The sequence below is a fragment of the Methylobacterium sp. WL18 genome (assembly GCF_008040015.1).
In the GTDB taxonomy this organism is placed as follows: domain Bacteria; phylum Pseudomonadota; class Alphaproteobacteria; order Rhizobiales; family Beijerinckiaceae; genus Methylobacterium; species Methylobacterium mesophilicum.
This window is the reverse complement of the sequence record NZ_VRVD01000043.1, coordinates 1-18,249: the sequence shown is the minus strand read 5'-3', so window position 1 is coordinate 18,249 and position 18,249 is coordinate 1. Positions and strand designations below refer to the sequence as shown.

The 18,249-nt window shown below is 68.3% G+C and carries 20 protein-coding genes; 5 read left to right on the top strand and 15 right to left on the bottom strand.

The annotated features are described in order from the left end of the window. The coding region (locus tag FV228_RS06580; protein WP_246693850.1) for a MucR family transcriptional regulator at nucleotides 1–295 on the bottom strand (295 nt) is incomplete at its 3' end. Between the two features lie 707 nt (nucleotides 296–1,002). On the opposite strand from FV228_RS06580, the gene FV228_RS06575 reads away from it, so the two are divergent. The 5 genes from FV228_RS06575 to FV228_RS06555 all read left to right on the top strand — a co-directional run bounded on the left by FV228_RS06575 (nucleotide 1,003) and on the right by FV228_RS06555 (nucleotide 2,666). Next, on the top strand, nucleotides 1,003–1,209 hold the full coding sequence (locus tag FV228_RS06575) for a hypothetical protein (protein WP_147853859.1): 207 nt from the start codon (nucleotides 1,003–1,005) through the stop codon (nucleotides 1,207–1,209). A 34-nt stretch (nucleotides 1,210–1,243) separates the two neighbouring features. Continuing rightward, on the top strand, nucleotides 1,244–1,429 hold the full coding sequence (locus tag FV228_RS06570; RefSeq protein ID WP_147853858.1) for a hypothetical protein: 186 nt from the start codon (nucleotides 1,244–1,246) through the stop codon (nucleotides 1,427–1,429). Between the two features lie 98 nt (nucleotides 1,430–1,527). Continuing rightward, nucleotides 1,528–1,782 (top strand): hypothetical protein, encoded by a 255-nt coding sequence (locus FV228_RS06565; RefSeq protein WP_058194295.1) that lies wholly within the window; start codon nucleotides 1,528–1,530, stop codon nucleotides 1,780–1,782. Between the two features lie 131 nt (nucleotides 1,783–1,913). Next, the gene (locus FV228_RS06560; protein ID WP_147853857.1) at nucleotides 1,914–2,147 is read left to right on the top strand and encodes a hypothetical protein; all 234 of its coding nucleotides are present in this window, start codon (nucleotides 1,914–1,916) and stop codon (nucleotides 2,145–2,147) included. Between the two features lie 87 nt (nucleotides 2,148–2,234). Continuing rightward, nucleotides 2,235–2,666 (top strand): hypothetical protein, encoded by a 432-nt coding sequence (locus tag FV228_RS06555; RefSeq protein ID WP_147853856.1) that lies wholly within the window; start codon nucleotides 2,235–2,237, stop codon nucleotides 2,664–2,666. A 16-nt stretch (nucleotides 2,667–2,682) separates the two neighbouring features. On the opposite strand, the gene FV228_RS06550 is transcribed toward FV228_RS06555, so the two are convergent. The 14 genes from FV228_RS06550 to FV228_RS06485 form a co-directional block, all read right to left on the bottom strand. Further along, nucleotides 2,683–3,687 (bottom strand): diguanylate cyclase, encoded by a 1,005-nt coding sequence (locus FV228_RS06550; RefSeq protein ID WP_246693849.1) that lies wholly within the window; start codon nucleotides 3,685–3,687, stop codon nucleotides 2,683–2,685. Nucleotides 3,688–4,031: 344 nt separating this feature from the next. Next, nucleotides 4,032–6,059, bottom strand: coding sequence for a threonine--tRNA ligase (thrS, locus tag FV228_RS06545; protein ID WP_147853855.1), 2,028 nt, complete (start codon nucleotides 6,057–6,059; stop codon nucleotides 4,032–4,034). A gap of 535 nt (nucleotides 6,060–6,594) precedes the next feature. Next, the gene (locus tag FV228_RS06540; protein ID WP_147853854.1) at nucleotides 6,595–6,930 is read right to left on the bottom strand and encodes a DUF1467 family protein; all 336 of its coding nucleotides are present in this window, start codon (nucleotides 6,928–6,930) and stop codon (nucleotides 6,595–6,597) included. Further along, nucleotides 6,927–7,331 carry a methylmalonyl-CoA epimerase gene (mce, locus tag FV228_RS06535; protein ID WP_147853853.1) on the bottom strand — a complete coding sequence of 135 codons (405 nt, stop codon included), beginning with the start codon at nucleotides 7,329–7,331 and terminating at the stop codon, nucleotides 6,927–6,929. The genes FV228_RS06540 and mce overlap by 4 nt, the downstream gene beginning before the upstream one ends. Nucleotides 7,332–7,653: 322 nt before the next feature. Beyond that, nucleotides 7,654–9,327 (bottom strand): ribonuclease J, encoded by a 1,674-nt coding sequence (locus tag FV228_RS06530; RefSeq protein ID WP_147853852.1) that lies wholly within the window; start codon nucleotides 9,325–9,327, stop codon nucleotides 7,654–7,656. Between the two features lie 16 nt (nucleotides 9,328–9,343). Then, nucleotides 9,344–10,147 (bottom strand): biotin--[acetyl-CoA-carboxylase] ligase, encoded by an 804-nt coding sequence (locus tag FV228_RS06525; protein WP_147853851.1) that lies wholly within the window; start codon nucleotides 10,145–10,147, stop codon nucleotides 9,344–9,346. A 57-nt stretch (nucleotides 10,148–10,204) separates the two neighbouring features. Next, the gene (gene nuoN, locus FV228_RS06520; RefSeq protein WP_147853850.1) at nucleotides 10,205–11,650 is read right to left on the bottom strand and encodes an NADH-quinone oxidoreductase subunit NuoN; all 1,446 of its coding nucleotides are present in this window, start codon (nucleotides 11,648–11,650) and stop codon (nucleotides 10,205–10,207) included. Between the two features lie 10 nt (nucleotides 11,651–11,660). After that, nucleotides 11,661–13,181 carry an NADH-quinone oxidoreductase subunit M gene (locus FV228_RS06515; RefSeq protein WP_147853849.1) on the bottom strand — a complete coding sequence of 507 codons (1,521 nt, stop codon included), beginning with the start codon at nucleotides 13,179–13,181 and terminating at the stop codon, nucleotides 11,661–11,663. A 1-nt stretch (nucleotide 13,182) separates the two neighbouring features. Further along, nucleotides 13,183–15,306: an NADH-quinone oxidoreductase subunit L gene (gene nuoL / locus FV228_RS06510; protein WP_147853848.1), complete on the bottom strand. Its 2,124-nt coding sequence runs from the start codon at nucleotides 15,304–15,306 to the stop codon at nucleotides 13,183–13,185. 109 nt (nucleotides 15,307–15,415) lie between these two features. Then, nucleotides 15,416–15,721: an NADH-quinone oxidoreductase subunit NuoK gene (nuoK, locus tag FV228_RS06505; RefSeq protein ID WP_147853847.1), complete on the bottom strand. Its 306-nt coding sequence runs from the start codon at nucleotides 15,719–15,721 to the stop codon at nucleotides 15,416–15,418. Between the two features lie 34 nt (nucleotides 15,722–15,755). Next, the gene (locus FV228_RS06500; RefSeq protein ID WP_147853846.1) at nucleotides 15,756–16,376 is read right to left on the bottom strand and encodes an NADH-quinone oxidoreductase subunit J; all 621 of its coding nucleotides are present in this window, start codon (nucleotides 16,374–16,376) and stop codon (nucleotides 15,756–15,758) included. A gap of 173 nt (nucleotides 16,377–16,549) precedes the next feature. Then, nucleotides 16,550–17,038 carry an NADH-quinone oxidoreductase subunit NuoI gene (gene nuoI, locus FV228_RS06495; protein ID WP_007560744.1) on the bottom strand — a complete coding sequence of 163 codons (489 nt, stop codon included), beginning with the start codon at nucleotides 17,036–17,038 and terminating at the stop codon, nucleotides 16,550–16,552. Between the two features lie 29 nt (nucleotides 17,039–17,067). Continuing rightward, nucleotides 17,068–18,090: an NADH-quinone oxidoreductase subunit NuoH gene (nuoH, locus tag FV228_RS06490; RefSeq protein ID WP_147853845.1), complete on the bottom strand. Its 1,023-nt coding sequence runs from the start codon at nucleotides 18,088–18,090 to the stop codon at nucleotides 17,068–17,070. A 10-nt stretch (nucleotides 18,091–18,100) separates the two neighbouring features. Beyond that, nucleotides 18,101–18,249: hypothetical protein (locus tag FV228_RS06485; protein WP_147853844.1), on the bottom strand; the 149-nt coding region annotated here is incomplete at its 5' end.

The window sequence follows — 18,249 nt, the reverse complement described above, 5'->3', positions numbered from 1 at the left end:
GGCTGAGGCCGTTGGCGGTCAGGTGGCGCTTCAGCGTCTTGTAGGTCTTGCCGTCGATGAAGCTGACGATCCCGTCATGCTGGACCGACTTGCGGATCTGGGCCGCGCTCGGCTTGTCGACGGCCACGGGCGCCTCGGCGCCGGCTGCGGCCGCGCTCGTCCCGGAGGCGAGACCTGCGATCGCGCCGTGCACCCGGGCGATCAGGGCCGGCAGCTCGCTCGCCGGAACTGGGTTGTTCGACACGTAGGCGGCGACGACGTCGCCCGCCAAGCCGATAAGGTCAGGCGTGTGCACAATCGCTTCTTCTGTCACTTCATGGTTCCCGATGTACCCCTCACACGCGATTTGCTACTTCTTCCACCCGAATGCAAGTTACAAAATTGTTCTGCTGGGTGCGTAACGGACATGATCGCTGTGCATGCTCGCGCCCCCGGGTAGGGAATTCTGGCACAACCGTCAGGTGAACTATCCTGACGGTCTGCAGATTTCGAAAATCATTGCACCAGTGTTTCCGGCCCGCGCCCAATCGTTTGCCGCGTCTGAGATTATACGGATTCCGGGTCCGTCCCGTGATTCGCGCCGTTTGGGCGAAGACCCGATGATGCGTCCGCCGACCCGAGCGTAGCATCGCATGCTTTGTCGACGCAGGCGTGGACTTTCTTGCTTGAACACAGTGATCGTTGGACCAGGGGAAGTTGTCAGGCCTCCGCAGCATCTCGGCGATGGCCTGCCGGCGAGGGGCGCGACACGGCGTGTGTGTGAGGAGGATTGTGCTTCCGACGCTGCGACCAAGCCTGGACCTGTACGATGGCGCGCGGGGGGATCGGGCGTCATGGTCGGGGCAAAGCCGCGATCACCCGGAAATATCAGCGCACCCCCTCCCCGACTCCGCACCTTTCATGATCGGGACGCCACGATATTCTCAACTTCAAGGCGATTAGTCTTCGAAAGGCGGTGGTCGCCGCGGTGACGCGCGGGCGCGGCCGTGGCATGGGCCAGCCATGCTCCTGCTCGCTCTCCTCCTCGCCCTTCTGGTCGTCCTGGCCGTCATGATCATCACCCGGCGCTGGACCGGCCGGCTGGCCTCGCTGGCGACCCTGATCGCGGGGGCGATCATGGCGCTGTGGCTGGCCCAGGTCGGGCTGCTGCCGGGCTCCACCGGCCCGCTCACGCCGGACCGGCCCCGCATTCCGGGGCTCGACCGGTAACGGGCCGGTAACCGTCCCGGCGCGAGCATGGGCCATGCCCACGCTGTCCGCCCCGCGCCTGCTCACCTTCCTGGTCTCGGCCGTGCTGATCGGCCTTGCCGTCGCCAGCCTCTACACCCGCATCCCGATGGTCGGGCGGACGGTGGTGGCGCACCGGCAATGGTTCTTCATCGGGGCCTACCTGCTGCTGGCGCTCGGCGTCACGACCCGCAGCCTCTGACCGGGGATCGCCGGACGCGTCGTCGCCCGGGCACGCCCGCGGCCATCTTTCGGGTGGACGCCCTATCGCAACCGCGCCGCGTGCTTCAAAGGTGGTGGATGGCGATGAAGACGACATTCGTGGTGCAGCCGTTCGAGCTGCATCGGAAGCGGCTGAGGCCGGCCCGGCAGGAGCCCGCCCAGAGCGAGTTCGGCGCGCTCAAGAAGGCCGAGGCGCTGGCCGCCCGGATGCCCGGTGCGGCGGCGCTGAAGGTGGTCGCCGACGACGAGACCGGCGAACTCGAGGGCGTAACGATCCTCGGCCAGTTCGGCGAGGTGCCGGAAGACTTCGCCGAGAGCCTCCAGGGCGGTTGAGGCGCGTCGCCGAGGCCTGAACCACGGCAGGTATACGACGGACGCGAAATGCATCTTTCGCCCCCTGGACACTACGTAGAAACAACGTAGCACGATGATGGCGCGCGATCGCGTCTTCAGAGCCTATATCCGTGCCCCGATACTTCATCGATCTCCACGATGGTGCGAACCTGGTTCGCGACCAGACGGGCTTCGACCTGCCCGATCTCGCCGCCGCGCAGGCCCAGGCGGTGCGCATGATGACCCGGATCGCGCAGGGGCTCTCGGACCCGCAGGTGCGGCAGGATTACGTGATCGCCGTCCGGGACGAGCAGGGCGCCGTCCGCCTGCGGCTGCGCCTGTCCTACGATGTCGAGCCGGACTGAACGCCCGGGCCGCCGGCCGACCGTGCTGCGACGAAAGCGGGCCTGCCGCGTTGGTCTCGCGCCGGTTCGGATGGGCGGGGAGAACGCATGAGACGCTCGAGGATCGCGATCCGGCCGGGTCTGGCGGCGCTTGCGCTGCTGATAGGCACGACGGCGCTGCCGGCCATGGCTCAGACGCCGCCGCCGCCGCAGGCAGGCTCGACCCCGGCGACGCCGGACAACGCCATCCTGCTCACGGTCTTTTTGCGGCACGACCAGTCGCGTCCGCTTTCCGAACTGAACGCGCAGCTGGCCCAGCAGGGCTTCTACAAGGCCTTCCCGCCGCCCGGCATCGAGGTCGTGTCCTGGAACGTCGTCATGGGCATCGGGAAGATCATCGTCCTGCGGCTGCCCGCGACCCGGCTGCGCGAAATCAACCGCGTCCTGGAGGATACCGCCTGGGGCGCGTACCGCACCGAATTCTATCCGACCTACGATTACAAGGCCGTCGGCCTCGCGGAGCACGACAAGGCCCGGTGAGCCGGGCCGCCGGGCGTCACGAGGCCGGTGCGGAGCCGAGGCGCAGCGAAGCGTCCCACAGGCAGGGATGGCCGAGCCGCTTGGCCTGGTACATCGCCGCGTCGGCCTGCGTGACGAGGATTTGCCCCTGGGCGGCGTGGACCGGTGCGCAGGCGATGCCGATGGCGGCCCCGATCAGGACCGGCCGGTCGGCCCCGACATCGTAGGGTTCGGTGAGCCGCCGGTGGATGCGGTGGGCCGAGTCGAGCACGGTCGCGAGCGGGGCGTCGTCCAGCAGCAGGGCGAACTCGTCGCCGCCGAGGCGGGACGCGGTATCCCGGTCGCCGAGACCTTCCCGGAGCCGTTCGGCCACCTGCCGCAGCAGCGCGTCGCCCGCGGCGTGGCCGTAGACGTCGTTGACCGGCTTGAAGCCGTCGAGGTCGATGCACAGCAGGGCGCAGCCGCCCGGCCCGGCCGCCGCCCGGTCGAGGCGGGTCTCGAACAGGAAGCGGTTGGGCAGGCCGGTGAGCGGGTCGTGATCGGCCCTGTGGCGCAGCAGCGCCTCCGTCCGCCGGCGCTCGGTCACGTCCTCGTAGAGGGCGACCCAGCCGCCATCCGGCTGCGGCTGGAGCGTGAGGGCGAGCTGGCGCCCGTCCGAGAGCGTCTGCAGCACGGTTTCGGGATCGCGCCGGGCCAGGATCCGGCGCCGCTCCGCCCAGATCCGCGCCGGGTCCCGCTCGGCCTTGAGGCCCCGGGCCGTGTTGAGCGCGATGAGGGTCCGGGCATGCATGCCGGGCCGCGCCTGCCCTTCCGTCTGTCCGAAGATCCGCCGGTAGCCGGCATTGGCGAAGACCAGGCAGTCGCCGGCATCGAACAGGCAGAAGCCGTGCGGCAGGCTGTCCAGGGCCCGGACGATCCGGGCCCCGAGCCGCCGGTCGCGACGGAACCCGTAGCCCCCGGAGGCGGCGATCGGCGCCCGCTCATGCCGTTCCAGCCGCGCCGAAACCCTGCCCGCCCGCGCCTTCATGGCGACCCCCTTCAAGCACCCGGCGGGATCCGGGCTCCCGCTCGATGGCCGGAGGCTCCGCCGAAGACTGCTACCGGGGCGACTTAGAATGGGATTCCTTTCGCCTACCTTGACGAAACGGAATCCGCATCGAAACTCCGCGACAGGGGCGTCGATCCCTCCGGAAGCCGCACGCGTTGACGCCTGCGGCCGATCAGCATCGATCACTTAGAGTTGCCCGGCTCGGTCGAGCAAGCCTGCGCAGGCCTCGATCGATCCCCGCGGGTGCCCGCTGCGGGGATCGGTGGGGACTTCCGTCTGCACCGCTTCAACTTGGCAGGCCGAAACTTGGCGGGCCGACGATCATCCGCCCCCAAACGTCAGGGCGTCGCGTGGACGCCGTGATGCCCGTCGAGGACGGTGTCGCTGGTCGGGACCGTGTCGGCCACGGCTTGCGCCCGGCGCTGGTCCGGGGCGGTCGCCTCCGCCACGAAGGCCGCCACCGCCTCCGTCAGGGGCAGCGAGCGGGTCTGCTGGCTGCCGAGCCGGCGGATCGAGACCGTGCGCTCCTCGGCCTCGCGCTTTCCGAGCGCGAGCAGCACCGGCACCTTGGCGAGCGAGTGCTCCCGGACCTTGTAGTTGATCTTCTCGTTGCGCAGATCCGCCTCGACCCGCAGGCCGGCACGGTCCAGGGCGCGCACCACCTCATGCGCGTAGGCGTCGGCCTCGCCCGTGATCGTCGCCACCACCACCTGGACCGGGGACAGCCAGAGCGGGAAGTGCCCGGCGAAGTGCTCGATCAGGATGCCGGTGAAGCGCTCCATCGAGCCGCAGATCGCCCGGTGCACCATCACGGGCGGCTTCCGGGCGCCGTCGGCGTCGATGTAGAAGGCGCCGAACCGCTCGGGCAGGTTGAAGTCCACCTGGGTGGTGCCGCATTGCCAGTCGCGCCCGATGGCGTCGCGGAGCACGTACTCGAATTTCGGCCCGTAGAACGCGCCCTCCCCCGGGTTGACCTCCGTGCGGATCCGGCCGGCCGACTGCGCCTCGATCTGCGTCAGAACCCGGGTCATCACGTCCTCGGCGTGGTCCCAGAGCGCGTCGGAGCCGACGCGCTTCTCGGGCCGGGTCGAGAGCTTCACGACGATCTGGTCGAAGCCGAAATCCGCGTAGGTCGAGAGGATCAGGTCGTTGATCTTCAGGCACTCGTCGGCGAGCTGGTCCTCGGTGCAGAACACGTGGGCGTCGTCCTGCGTGAAGCCGCGCACGCGCATCAGCCCGTGCATGGCGCCCGACGGCTCGTAGCGGTGGACCACGCCGAACTCGGCGAGCCGCAGGGGCAGGTCCCGGTAGGATTTCAACCCGTGCTTGAAGATCTGCACGTGGCCCGGACAGTTCATCGGCTTGAGGGCGAACCAGCGCTTGTCCTCGGCCTCGTCGCCCGCCGACTGCGCGGCGAACATGTTCTCCCGGTACCAGCCCCAGTGACCGGAGGTCTCCCACAGCGCCTTGTCGAGGATCTGCGGGGCGTTGACCTCGGCGTAGTCGCCCCGCAGCCGGCGGCGCATGTAGGCGATCAGCTCCTGGAAGATCGTCCAGCCCTTGGCGTGCCAGAACACGACGCCCGGCCCCTCCTCCTGGAAGTGGAACAGGTCCATCTCCCGGCCGAGGCGGCGGTGGTCGCGGCGCTCGGCCTCCTCGAGGCGGTGCAGGTAGTCGTCGAGGTCGGCTTGGGCGGCCCAGGCGGTCCCGTAGATGCGCGTCAGCATCGGGTTGTTCGAATCGCCCCGCCAGTAGGCGCCCGCGACCTTCATCAGCTTGAAGGCGGTGCCGACCTTGGCGGTCGAGGTCATGTGCGGGCCGCGGCACAGGTCGAACCAATCGCCCTGCCGGTAGATCTTCAGGTCCTCGCCCGGCGGGATCGCGTCGACCAGCTCGACCTTGAATTTCTCCTGCTTGCCCTCGAACAGCGCGCGCACGTCCTCGCGTTTCCAGACTTCCTTGGTGAAGGGCGCATCGCGCGAAATGATCTCGCGCATCTTCGCCTCGATCTTCGGGAAGTCCTCCGGCGTGAACGGGGTCTCGCGGTAGAAGTCGTAGTAGAACCCGTTCTCGATCACCGGGCCGATCGTCACCTGCGTCTCCGGCCAGAGGCTCTGGACGGCCTCGGCCAGCACGTGCGCGCAATCGTGGCGGATCAGCTCAAGGCTGCGCGGGTCGGTCCGGTCCAGGAACTCGATGCGGGCATCCCGGGCGATCGGATCGTCGAGGTCGGCGACCGTGCCGTCGAGCGCCATGGCGACGGTCCGCTTGGCCAGCGACTTGGCGATGCCCTCGACCACGCTGCGGCCGGTGGTGCCGGCGGCGACCTCCCGCGTGTTGCCGTCGGGGAAGGTGAGAATCGGCATGGTTCAGGCTCTCCAGGCTCAGTCCTGCATACGCGGCAGGTAAGCGTCGTCATGGTGGCGTGTTCGGGGAGCGGCCGTGTAGACGTTTTTTTATTCCTTGGCGAGGGATCGGCCCAGGGCGTGTGCTGCCCGAGCACCCTCGTTTCACGCCGGTGGCCGGATCCGTCCGCCGCCAGAGCTTGTAAGCCTTTCACCGTCGCCGCATTCGTCGTGCCGCGTCCGGATGCGCGTCCCGGTCCTCATGCACCTGCCGAGCCGGAGATATGGCCCGGGACGCTTCGACCACACCGGATGCGGGGATTCAGGCGCCGGCCGAGATCCGCGCGGGTCCTTTCTCCCGCACGAGCGCGCGCTGCCTCCGACCTGTCTAAGCCGGAGCCGCAAGGGCGCGCTTCGCGCAAGGCGATGCGTGACGTCGCCGTCTCTTGTCGGACAGGAAGGCGCGGAGGTCCGGGGCCGCGGCCCGTACGCTCAAAGTCTTCGGTTCAACGCGCTCGCTTACGCCGAACCGGCATCCACTGCGGCGGCGCGCGCCCTACAGCCCCGTCAGCGGGAACACGGCCAGGGCGGCGAGGAAGGCGACGCCGGCCACCAGCGTCGTCCAGATCGCCTTCTCGCGCAGCCGGGGACGGGCCGGGGCGCCGAGATCCTGGCCCGGCACCACGTGCCCGGGCCGGGTCTCCGGCTGGTTGCGCAGGGGCAGGACCGCGAAGAGCAGCGTCCACCACACCACGAAGTAGAGCGCGATCGCCCCGCCGATCGTGAGCCGGAACTGGCTCACGGCCACGGTCACGAAGGCGGCCACCAGCACGGCGACGGCGGCCAGGGTCGCCGGGGTGGAGCGGGTCAGCGCGGTCAGGATCCGGTTCACACCTGCTCCAGCTCGACGAGGGTGCCGAGGAAGTCCTTGGGGTGCAGGAACAGGACCGGCTTGCCATGGGCGCCGATCCGCGGCTCGCCGGTGCCGAGCACCCGGGCGCCCTGAGCCTTCAGCCGGTCGCGGGCGACCAGGATGTCGTCGACCTCGTAGCAGACGTGGTGGACGCCGCCGCCCGGGTTGCGGGCCACGAAGGCCTCGATCGGGGATCCCTCGCCCAGGGGCGCCATCAGCTCGATCTTGCTGTTGGGAAGCTCGACGAACACCACCGTGACCCCGTGCTCGGGCTGCGGCAGGGGCGGCGTGATCGTCGCGCCCAGGGTGTCGCGGTACACGGCGCAGGCCGCCTCGAGATCCTGCACGGCGATGGCCACGTGATTGAGCCGACCGATCATTGTTTGGTTCCTCCCGTTGACGCCCCGATCGGCAGGTCCCGCGTCTCCCTCATGCCGACCTCATCCTGAGGTGCTGCGCAGCAGCCTCGAAGGAGACCTCCAGGGATCGCGCAGCCGGCTGGAGGGCTCCTTCGAGGCCCAGCGATCTCCGATCGCCGGGCACCTCAGGATGAGGGGATTGGGTGGGACCTGCCGTGGTCCGTCGTCTCGTTCTTTCATCCTAGCGCGTCGTCCTGGATATCAGAACCCGGACGATGCGCTCGGTCTTTGGTTGCGCGTCATCGTTTTCCGAAAGCCGGAACCGGCCTTTCGGGATGACCGCTCAGACTTCCACCACCTGCACGTGGCAGGCCGGCTTCTTGCCCCAGACCTCGTTGACGGCGGTGCGCACGGCCCGATCGACCGCCTTCTCGACGCCCTCCGAGTCCTTGAGCTTGCCGCGCGACATCCCCGAGAGGGTGCGCGAGACCGCATCGACCACCGTCTCGATCAAGGGCTCGCCGGCGCGGCCGCGATTGGGCAGGCCGATGATGTCCACCGCCGGGTCACCCAGCACGACGCCGTCCTCGTCGATGGCGATGGCCACGGAGACCAGGCCGGCCTGCATGAGCTTGCGCCGCTCGGGGATCGCCCGGTCCTTCTCGTCGATCAGGACGTTGCCGTCCTTGAACAGGCGGCCGGCCTTCACGTGGTCGATCACCTCGGGCTTGCCGGGGCTCAGGCGGACGAGGCTGCCGTTGCGGGCCTTGACGACGTTCTGGACACCCTGGGCCCGGGCGAAGCGGGCGTGCTCGTCGAGGTGCAGCGCCTCGCCGTGGACCGGAATGGACGTGCCCGGCCGGGTCCACTTGTACATCTCGACCATCTCGTCCCGCCTCGGGTGGCCGGAGACGTGGACCAGCTCGGTCCGGTCGGTGATCACCTCGACGCCCTGCTCGATCAGGTCGTTGATGATCGAGCCGACGTCGCGCTCGTTGCCGGGGATCGCCCGCGACGAGAAGATCACCCGGTCGCCGGCAGCCAGGCTGATATCCGGATGGTCCTTGCGGGAGACCCGGGCGAGCGCCGCCCGCGGCTCGCCCTGCGAGCCGGTGAGCAGGGCCACGACCCGCTCGCGGGGCAGGTTCTTCCAGGAATCCGAGCGGCGGAACTCGGGCAGGCCGTCGAGGTAGCCGCATTCGCGGGCCACATCGATCACCCGGTCCATGGCCCGGCCGACCGCCACGATCTCGCGGCCGCAGGCCACGGCCGCCTCGGCCACGGCCCGGATGCGGGCCACGTTCGACGCGAAGGTCGTGACCGCGACCCGGTGGGGCGAATCCGCGATCAGCGTCTTGAGGGTGGCGGCGACCTCCCGCTCGCTCGGCGAGAAGCCCTCGCGCACCACGTTGGTGGAGTCGCAGACGAGCGCCAGGATGCCCTCGTCGCCGAGCGCCGTGAACGCCTCGGGCGAGGTGATCTCGCCGGCCACGGGGGTCGGGTCGATCTTCCAGTCGCCGGTATGGACCACGAGGCCCGCGGCGGTGCGGATCGCGATGGCGTTCGACTCGGGGATCGAGTGCGAGACCGGCACGTATTCGAGCTCGAACGGGCCGACCGTCACCCGGCGGCCGGGCTTCACCTCGCGCAGCTCCACCTTCGGGGCGCCGGGCTCCGAGAGGCGGCGCGTCTCCAGCAGGTTCTTGGCGAAGCGGGTCGCGTAGACCGGCACCTTGAGGCGCGGCCACAGCTCCGAGATCGCCCCGATATGGTCCTCGTGCGCGTGGGTGATGAAGATCCCCAGCAGGTCCTTCCGCCGCTCCTCGATGAAGGAGAGGTCGGGGAACATCAGGTCGATCCCCGGCATCTGCTCTTCGCCGGCGAAGCCCATGCCGCAATCGACCATGATCCACTTCCGGCCCTTCTCCGGACCGAACCCGTAGAGGGCCGCATTCATCCCGATCTCGCCCACGCCGCCGAGCGGCAGGAAGACCAGCTCCTCCTGTCCCATCACCATCTGTCGTCGTCCAACGTCATGCCGCCGTCGCGGCCGTTCCGAAATGCACCTCGCCCGCCGTCACGGTATGCCGTTTTCCGTCGGGGGCGAGGATCACGAGCCGCCCCCCCTCGTCGATGGTCTCGAACACGCCCCGCAGGATGTGTCCGCCGCTGCGCACCGCGATCTCCGACCCAAGACCCGCGGCCCGCGCGAGCCAATCCTCGCGCAGGGGAGCGAAATTCCGGCCTCGGTCCCAGGCGCGTGCTCGCACGGCCATCCGGTCCGAGAGATGTTCCAGTAGCGCTTCGGAGCCGCCCGCGTAACCCGTCGCGGCCAAGCTCGTTGCGCCGAGTCCCTCCGGGGCCGCCGCGACGTTGACGCCGAAGCCGATCACCGCGGCCCTGCGCCCCCCCGGCAGCGTCTCGGCTTCCAGCAACAGACCCGCCAGCTTGCCGCCGCCGAGCAGCACGTCGTTCGGCCACTTCAACGCCAGAGATCGTGCGCAAGCCGCGCCCCGGGTATCCGGCAGGGTGCCGCAGGTCGCCGCCAGCGCCTCGATCAGGGCGAGGCCGGCGACGAAGCCGAGTTCGGCCAGGTGCTCGGCCGCCACCCCGGCCACCGGCCAGAGCACGCTCGCCGCGAGGTTGCCGGGCAGCGACGCCCAGGCGTTTCCGCGTCGCCCCCGGCCCGCGTCCTGCCGGTGGGTCACCACCCAGAGCGGGCCGGTCTCGCCCGACCGTGCCTGGACCATGGCCTCCGTGTTGGTCGAATCCAACCTGTCGTGAACGTGCAGGCGGTGGCCCTGGGCGCGCGCCTCGGGCCCGAGACGGTAGCTCAAGGCGTTCTTTTCTGATCGGGCCGCATTCTCATCGGGAGCGCCGGAAGGCCGCCGGGCCTAGAACAGCGACCGGGCCGCCCGGCCGGCGACGCCGACCAGCGGTCCGGGGAGCAGGAAGAACAGCACCACGACCACGCTCGACAGGGCCAGCACCACCCGCAGGCCGGGCGCCATCGCCTCGTAGGGCTCCTTCGGCTCGTCGAAATACATGATCTTGACCAGGCGCAGGTAGTAGTAGGCGCCGACCACGCTGGTCACGACGCCGATCACCGCCAGGGTCACGAGGCCGGCCTTGATGGCGGCCGCGAACACGTAGAACTTGGCGAAGAACCCGGCCAGCGGCGGGATGCCGGCCAGCGAGAACATCATCGCGGCGAGGCAGAAGGCCAGCCAGGGATGGGTGCGCGACAGGCCCGACAGGTCCTCGATCGACTCGAACATCACGTCCCGGCGCCGGAGCGACAGGATGATCGCGAAGGTCCCCAAAGTCATCGCCAGGTAGATGATCATGTAGGTGACGAGCCCGCTGATCCCCTCCTCGGAGCCGCAGGCGAGCCCGATCAGCGCGTAGCCGATGTTGGCGATCGACGAGTAGGCCATCAGGCGCTTGATCGAGCGCTGGCCGATGGCCGCGAACGAGCCCAGCGCCATCGAGACCACCGAGACGAAGATGAAGATCTGCTGCCAGATCGCCGTCACGTCCGGCATGGCGCCGATGAACACCCGCACCGTCATGGAGACGGCCGCCATCTTGGGCGCGGTGGCGAAGAAGGCGGTCACCGGGGTGGGCGAGCCCTCGTACACGTCGGGCGTCCACATGTGGAACGGCACCGCCGACATCTTGAAGCAGACGCCCGCGGCCACGAACACGATGCCGAGCACGATGCCCAGGCCCGCATTCTCGTTCAGCGCCGAGACGATGCCGGGGAACGAGACCGTGCCGGTGAAGCCGTAGATCAGCGAGGCGCCGTAGAGCAGCATCCCGGAGGAGAGCGCGCCGAGCACGAAGTACTTGAGGCCGGCCTCGGTGGAGCGGGCGTCGTCCCGGTGGAACGCGGCGATCACGTAGGCGGCGAGCGACTGCAGCTCCAGGCCGAGATAGAGCGCGATCAGGTCGTTGGCGGAGACCATCACCATCATGCCGATGGTGCAGAGCACGATCAGCACCGGGAACTCGAACCGGTCGATCCGCTCGCGCTTGAAGAAGTCGTGAGCCAGCAGGATCGTCGACGCGGAGCCGAGCAGCACCAGCGACTTCATCACCTTGGAGAACGCGTCGGAGACGAACGCCCCCGACAGGGTGGTGACCCGGCCGTGCGTCGGCGCCGAGAGGACCACGAACAGGGCGAACAGCAGCAGCACCAGGGCGCCGATGCTGACAGACTCGGCGGACCGGTCGCCGCGCCAGGCGCCGTACAGGATCATGAGCAGCACGCCGACGCTGAGGATCAGCTCGGGCAGGAGCGGCGCCAGCGAGGGCAGCACGGAGTGGACGGTGGGCATCTGTTCCGTCTCAGCGTGGGAGCGGCAGCGCGGCGGCCGCGGTCTGGGTGTTGGCGAGGGCGGCCTTCATGCCGGTCATCAGCGCCTCCGTGGAGGGCGCGAAGACGTCGAGCACGGGGGCCGGGTGCACGCCGTAATAGATCGTCAGCACCACCAGCGGCGCCAGGATGATCTTCTCGCGGGTGTCGAGATCGAGGATGCCCTGGAGATTGGGCTTCTCGAGCTTGCCGTAGATCACCCGGGCGAACAGCCACAGGGCGTAGGCCGCCGACAGGATGATGCCGAAGGTCGAGAAGAACGCGACGGTCGGGTTCGCCTTGAACGCGCCCAGCATCGACAGGAACTCGCCGACGAAGCCGGAGGTGCCGGGCAGGCCGACATTGGCCATGGTGAACACCATCATGGCCACCGCGTAGAGCGGCATCCGCTTCACCAGGCCGCCATAGGCCGCGATCTCGCGGGTGTGCATCCGGTCGTAGACCACGCCGACGCAGAGGAAGAGCGCCGCCGCCACGATGCCGTGCGAGATCATCAGGAACAGGGCGCCCTGGATGCCCTGCTCGTTCAGGGTGAACAGCCCGAGCGTCACGAAGCCCATATGGGCCACCGACGAGTAGGCGATCAGCTTCTTGATGTCGGTCTGCATCAGCGCGGTGAGCGACGTGAAGATGATCGCGATCACCGAGAGGGCGAAGACCAGGGGGGCGAAGTCGTGGCTCGCCACCGGCAGCATCGGCAGGGAGATCCGGATGAAGCCGTAGCCGCCCATCTTCAGCAGGATGCCCGCCAGGATCACCGAGCCGGCCGTGGGCGCCTCGACGTGGGCGTCGGGGAGCCAGGTATGGACCGGCCACATCGGCATCTTCACCGCGAACGAGGCGAAGAAGGCCAGCCACAGCCAGGTCTGCATGTTCGCCGGGAAGCGGTACTGCAGCAGGGTCGGGATGTCGGTGGTGCCGGCCTGCCAGTACATCGCCATCACGGCGAGCAGCATCAGCACCGAGCCGAGCAGGGTGTAGAGGAAGAACTTGAAGCTGGCGTAGATCCGGCGCTGGCCGCCCCAGATCCCGATGATCAGGAACATCGGGATCAGGCCGGCCTCGAAGAACAGGTAGAACAGCACCAGGTCGAGGGAGGCGAACACGCCGATCATCGTCGTCTCGAGGACCAGGAACGCGACGAAGTATTCCTTCACCCGGACGTGGATCGAGGTCCACGACGCGCCGATGCAGAACGGCATCAGGAACGTGGTGAGCAGGATCAGCGGCATCGAGAAGCCGTCGACGCCCAGCTTGAACCGGATCGTCTCGGCGAGCCACGGATGCGACTCGACGAGCTGGAAGCTCGACGACGTGGCGTCGTAGCGGCCCCAGGCCACCAGGGAGAGCACGAAGGTGACGATCGTGGTGGCGAGCGCGGCCCAGCGGGTGTTGCGCGCGACCGAGTCCTCGTCGCCCTTCAGGGTGAGGATGAAGGCCGCGCCGCAGAGCGGGACGATCAGCAGGCCGGAGAGGATGCCGAGGCCGAGCATGTCAGTGAACACCCTTGGGCAGGCCGGCCATCAGGTACCAGCTGATCAGGCCGGCCACGCCGATGAGCATGACGAAGGCATAGTGGTAGACGTAGCCGGTCTGCAGGCGGACGACGCCGCGGGTCACGTCGACGACGCGCGCCGCGATGCCGTTGGGACCGAGCCCGTCGATGATCTTCCCGTCGCCCTGCTTCCAGAGGAACAGGCCGAAATCCTTGGCCGGACGCACGAAGATCCGGTCGTAGAGCTCGTCGAAGTACCACTTGTTGAGCAGGAACCGGTACAGCGACGGCTGCTGCGCCGCGAGCGCGCCCGGCAGTTCCGGACGGCGGATGTACATCCAGAACGCCAGGACGAAGCCGAGGATCAGCATGATCAGCGGCGCGTAGGAGACGAGCGCCGGGACCTCGTGGATCTCGTGCATGATGTGGTTGTCGGGGCCGTGCGCCAGGGCATGGCCCCAGAACGCGTCCATCCCGGACCCGATGAAGCGGTCGTGGAAGATGATCCCGGCGAACAGGGCGCCGAAGGCGAGGATCGCCAGCGGGATCGTCATCACCAGCGGGCTCTCGTGGGGCGTGTGGTCGCCGTGATGGCCGTGCCCGTGATGGTCGTCCGCGACGAGGTCGCTCTTGTGGGCCGGCTCGACGTCGTGGCCGTGGTCGTCGTGGGCCACGCCCTCGGTATGGCCCGGGGCGCCGTCGGCCTCGTGGGCCATCGCGGCATGGGCGGTGCCCGCATGCGCGACTGCCGGGGCGGCGTGGTCATCATGTGCCGCATGGATGCCCCAGCGGGCCGGGCCCTCGAAGGTCATGAAGAACAGGCGCCAGGAGTAGAACGACGTGAAGAACGCCGCCACGACGGTGCACAGGAAGGCGAGCGTGTGCCCGGGCCGGGTCGATGCGTAGGCGGCCTCGATGATCGCGTCCTTGGAATAGTAGCCCGCCGTGTACGGGAAGCCGATCAGCGCGAGGGAGCCGATCGCCATCATGGCGCAGGTGAACGGGATGTGGGAGCGCAGGCCGCCCATGTTCCGCATGTCCTGCTCGTGGTGCATCGCGTGGATGACCGAGCCGGCCCCGAGGAACAGCAGCGCCTTGAAGAAGGCGTGGGTGAACAGGTGGAACACGCCGGCCGAGTAGGCGCCGACGCCGAGCGCCACGAACATGTAGCCGAGCTGCGAGCAGGTCGAATAGGCGATCACCCGCTTGATGTCGTTCTGCACCAGGCCAATCGTGGCGGCGAAGAAGGCCGTGATGCCGCCGATCACCGTGACGACGATCAGGGCGTTCGGCGCCTCCTCGAACAGCGGCGACAGCCGGGCGACCATGAACACGCCGGCGGTCACCATCGTGGCGGCGTGGATCAGCGCGGAGACCGGGGTCGGGCCCTCCATGGCGTCCGGCAGCCAGGTGTGCAGCAGGAACTGCGCCGACTTGCCCATGGCGCCCATGAACAGCAGCAGGCACGCCAGCGTCAGGGCGTTCCAGTCATAGCCGAGGAAGTGGAAGCTCAGGGTCTTGATCGCGTCGACCTTGGAAAAGATCGCGTCGAACGCCACCGAACCGGTCAGCACGAAGACCAGGAAGATGCCCAGCGAGAAGCCGAAATCGCCGACCCGGTTGACGATGAACGCCTTCATGGCGGCGGCGTTGGCCGACGGCTTCTCGTACCAGAAGCCGATCAGCAGGTAGGAGGCGAGGCCGACGCCCTCCCAGCCGAAGAACATCTGCACGAGGTTGTCGGCCGTCACCAGCATCAGCATGGCGAAGGTGAACAGCGACAGGTAGGCGAAGAACCGCGGCCGGTGCGGATCCTCGTGCATGTAGCCGACGGAGTAGAGGTGGACGAGGGTCGAGACCGTGGTCACGACGACGAGCATCACCCGGGTCAGCGCATCGACCTTGAAGGCCCAGTCGACCTGGAGGTCGCCGGCGGAGAACCAGGACGCGACCTGCACCCGTTCGGCGTGGCCGCCGTCGAGGAACACGCCCCAGGCGATCAGGGCCGTGAAGGCCAGGAACGCCGTGGTGATGTACTCGCAGGCCCGGGCCCCGATGATGCGGCCGAACAGGCCGGCGATCAGGAAGCCGATCAGCGGGAAGAAGACGATCGCGTGATACATCGCTCTCTTGCAGTCCGTCATCCGGGCCGGCCGCGGGGCGGCGTCCGGATTGTCACTCGGGGCCCGTCGACGCGGGGCCGCGAAATCGGGTCGCGTGGAGAAGGGCGCCCTAGCCCTTCATCATGCTCACGTCCTCGACCGCGATGGTGCCGCGGTTGCGGAAGAAGACCACGAGGATGGCGAGGCCGATCGCCGATTCGGCGGCCGCGACGGTCAGCACGAACAGGGCGAAGACCTGTCCGGTGATGTCGTTCAGCTGCGTCGAGAAGGCGACCAGGTTGATGTTCACCGCGAGCAGGATCAGCTCGATCGACATCAGGATGACGATGATGTTCTTGCGGTTGATGAAGATCCCGAGCACGCCGAGCGTGAACAGGATCGCCGCGACGGTGAGGTAGTGGCTCAGGCCGATCATCGTTCGAATCCCCCGCCTTGCATCAAATCGCGCATCAGACCTCGACGCCCTGGCGGGAGGGCACCTTGCGGGTCTCCACCGCCATGCTCTGGGTGCGGACGTTCTGGACCGCGATGTTCTGGCGCTTGACGCCCGGGCGGTCGCGCAGGGTGAGCACGATCGCGCCGATCATCGCCACCAGCAGGATCAGGCCCGCAAGCTGGAAGAAGTAGACGTAGTCCGTGTAGAGCACCCGGCCCAGCGCCTGGGCGTTGGTGAGGTTCTCGGACGCCGCGACGTTGCTGAGCGGCGCCTGGACCAGGTTCGGGTCGATGGTCCAGGAGCCCACCACCAGGAGCAGCTCCACCAGGAAGATCGCCCCGATCAGGCCGCCGACCGGCAGGTATTGCTGGAAGCCCTGCCGCAGCGCGGCGAAGTCCACGTCGAGCATCATCACGACGAACAGGAACAGCACCGCGACCGCGCCGACGTAGACGACGACCAGGATCATCGCCAGGAACTCGGCGCCCATCAGGACGAACAGCCCGGCGGCGTTCACGAAGGCGAGAATCAGGAACAGCACCGAGGCGACGGGATTGCGCGAGGCGATCACCATGAAGCCCGACGCGACCGTGACGCTCGCGAACAGGTAGAAGAAGGCGGCTGCTGCAGTCATGCGCTCGTCGGGATCGGCCGCCGGAGCGGCCCCTTCTGCCTTGCGTGGAAACGGGCCGCAGCGGGCGGCCCGTCTATAGAACCCGGTCGTCGGTGGCACAACAGCACCCCCGACATGGCTCTAGCGCATCATCTTTTTCCCAGAAGGCGGCGACCGCCTTTCGGGATGATGCCCTAGCGGTACGGCGCATCCATCGCGATGTTGCGCGCGATCTCGCGCTCCCAGCGATCGCCGTTCAGCAGGAGCTTCTGCTTGTCGTAGAGCAGTTCCTCGCGGGTCTCGACCGAGAACTCGAAGTTCGGCCCCTCCACGATGGCGTCCACCGGGCAGGCCTCCTGGCACATGCCGCAATAGATGCACTTCACCATGTCGATGTCGTAGCGGGTGGTGCGGCGGGTGCCGTCGTTGCGGCGCGGCCCGGCCTCGATGGTGATGGCCTGGGCCGGGCAGATCGCCTCGCAGAGCTTGCAGGCGATGCAGCGCTCCTCGCCGTTGGGATAGCGGCGCAGCGCATGCTCCCCCCGGAACCGCGGGCCGCGATGGCCCATCTCGAAGGGATAGTTGATCGTCGCCTTCGGCTTGAAGAAGTAGCGCATGCCGAGGATCATCCCCGACACGAATTCCTTCAGCAGCAGGCTCTTTGCGACCTGATCGAGCTTCATGGCCCGGATCTCCGATTCGGCGGGTGGGCTCAGGCGCCCGGCGCGAGGCCGGTCAGCTTGAGCACGAAGGCGACGACGACGACCGAGACCAGCGAGATCGGCAGAAAAACCTTCCAGCCGAGGCGCATGAGCTGATCGTAGCGGTAGCGCGGCACGATGGACTTCACCATCGCGAACAGGAAGAACAGGAAGCTGGCCTTCAGGATGAACCAGATCACGCCCGGCACCCAGGTGAACGGCGCGAACGGGATCGGCGACAGCCAGCCGCCCAGGAACAGCACGGTGCCGAGCGCGCACATGCTCATGATGGCGACGTACTCGCCGAGCATGAACAGCAGATAGGGCGTCGAGGAGTATTCCACCATGTAGCCGGCCACCAGTTCCGACTCGGCCTCCGGCAGGTCGAAGGGGGGGCGGTTGGTCTCGGCCAGCGCCGAGATGAAGAACACCACGAACATCGGGAACAGCCACAGCCAGTACCAGCCGAACAGGCCGAGGCTGGTGTCCTGCGCCATCACGATGCGCGAGAGGTTCAGGGAGCCGGCGCAGAGCAGCACGCAGATGATCACGAAGCCCAGCGAGACCTCGTAGGAGATCATCTGCGCCGCCGACCGGAGCGCGCCCAGGAACGCGTATTTCGAGTTCGAGGCCCAGCCGCCCATGATGACGCCGTAGACGCCGAGCGACGAGATCGCGAAGATGTAGGTGATGCCGACGTTGATGTCGGCGATCGCCCAGCCGTCGGCCAGCGGGATCACCGCCCAGCTCGACAGGGCCAGCATCGCGAAGACCAGCGGCGCCAGCAGGTAGATCGCCTTGTTGGCCCCCGCCGGGATCACCGGCTCCTTCAGCACGAACTTGAGCAGGTCGGCGAAGGATTGCAGCAGCCCGAACGGGCCGACCACGTTGGGCCCGCGCCGGAGCTGCACCGCCGCCCAGATCTTGCGGTCGGCGAGCAGCGCGTAGGCGATGAAGACGAGCAGCGCCGAGAGCAGCACGAAGCTCTTCAGCACGATCAGGAGCACGGTCCCGAGGATTTCGAGCGAGGTCATCGTGAGATCCCTACTCCGCCGCCGCAAGCGGCCGCGCTTCGGCGGCACGCTCGCGGGCCAGGCGCGAGCACTCGGCAAGCACCCGCGAGGCGCGGGCGATCGGATTGGTGAGGTAGAAGTCGGTCACCGGCGAAGCGAAGGCGGGGCCGCCCGCGGCGC

What these genes read in the sequence shown, in the direction of transcription:
- thrS (WP_147853855.1), bottom strand. Translation starts at nt 6,059, where the DNA reads ATGCCGATTCTCACCTTCCCCGACGGCAACACGCGGGAGGTCGCCGCC.
- nuoL (WP_147853848.1), bottom strand. Translation starts at nt 15,306, where the DNA reads ATGTATCACGCGATCGTCTTCTTCCCGCTGATCGGCTTCCTGATCGCC.
- mce (WP_147853853.1), bottom strand. Translation starts at nt 7,331, where the DNA reads ATGATCGGTCGGCTCAATCACGTGGCCATCGCCGTGCAGGATCTCGAG.
- nuoI (WP_007560744.1), bottom strand. Translation starts at nt 17,038, where the DNA reads ATGAAGCTCGATCAGGTCGCAAAGAGCCTGCTGCTGAAGGAATTCGTG.
- FV228_RS06575 (WP_147853859.1), top strand. Translation starts at nt 1,003, where the DNA reads ATGCTCCTGCTCGCTCTCCTCCTCGCCCTTCTGGTCGTCCTGGCCGTC.
- FV228_RS06500 (WP_147853846.1), bottom strand. Translation starts at nt 16,376, where the DNA reads ATGACTGCAGCAGCCGCCTTCTTCTACCTGTTCGCGAGCGTCACGGTC.
- FV228_RS06570 (WP_147853858.1), top strand. Translation starts at nt 1,244, where the DNA reads ATGCCCACGCTGTCCGCCCCGCGCCTGCTCACCTTCCTGGTCTCGGCC.
- FV228_RS06515 (WP_147853849.1), bottom strand. Translation starts at nt 13,181, where the DNA reads ATGCTCGGCCTCGGCATCCTCTCCGGCCTGCTGATCGTCCCGCTCTGC.
- nuoH (WP_147853845.1), bottom strand. Translation starts at nt 18,090, where the DNA reads ATGACCTCGCTCGAAATCCTCGGGACCGTGCTCCTGATCGTGCTGAAG.
- nuoK (WP_147853847.1), bottom strand. Translation starts at nt 15,721, where the DNA reads ATGATCGGCCTGAGCCACTACCTCACCGTCGCGGCGATCCTGTTCACG.
- FV228_RS06565 (WP_058194295.1), top strand. Translation starts at nt 1,528, where the DNA reads ATGGCGATGAAGACGACATTCGTGGTGCAGCCGTTCGAGCTGCATCGG.
- FV228_RS06530 (WP_147853852.1), bottom strand. Translation starts at nt 9,327, where the DNA reads ATGGTGATGGGACAGGAGGAGCTGGTCTTCCTGCCGCTCGGCGGCGTG.
- FV228_RS06555 (WP_147853856.1), top strand. Translation starts at nt 2,235, where the DNA reads ATGAGACGCTCGAGGATCGCGATCCGGCCGGGTCTGGCGGCGCTTGCG.
- nuoN (WP_147853850.1), bottom strand. Translation starts at nt 11,650, where the DNA reads ATGCCCACCGTCCACTCCGTGCTGCCCTCGCTGGCGCCGCTCCTGCCC.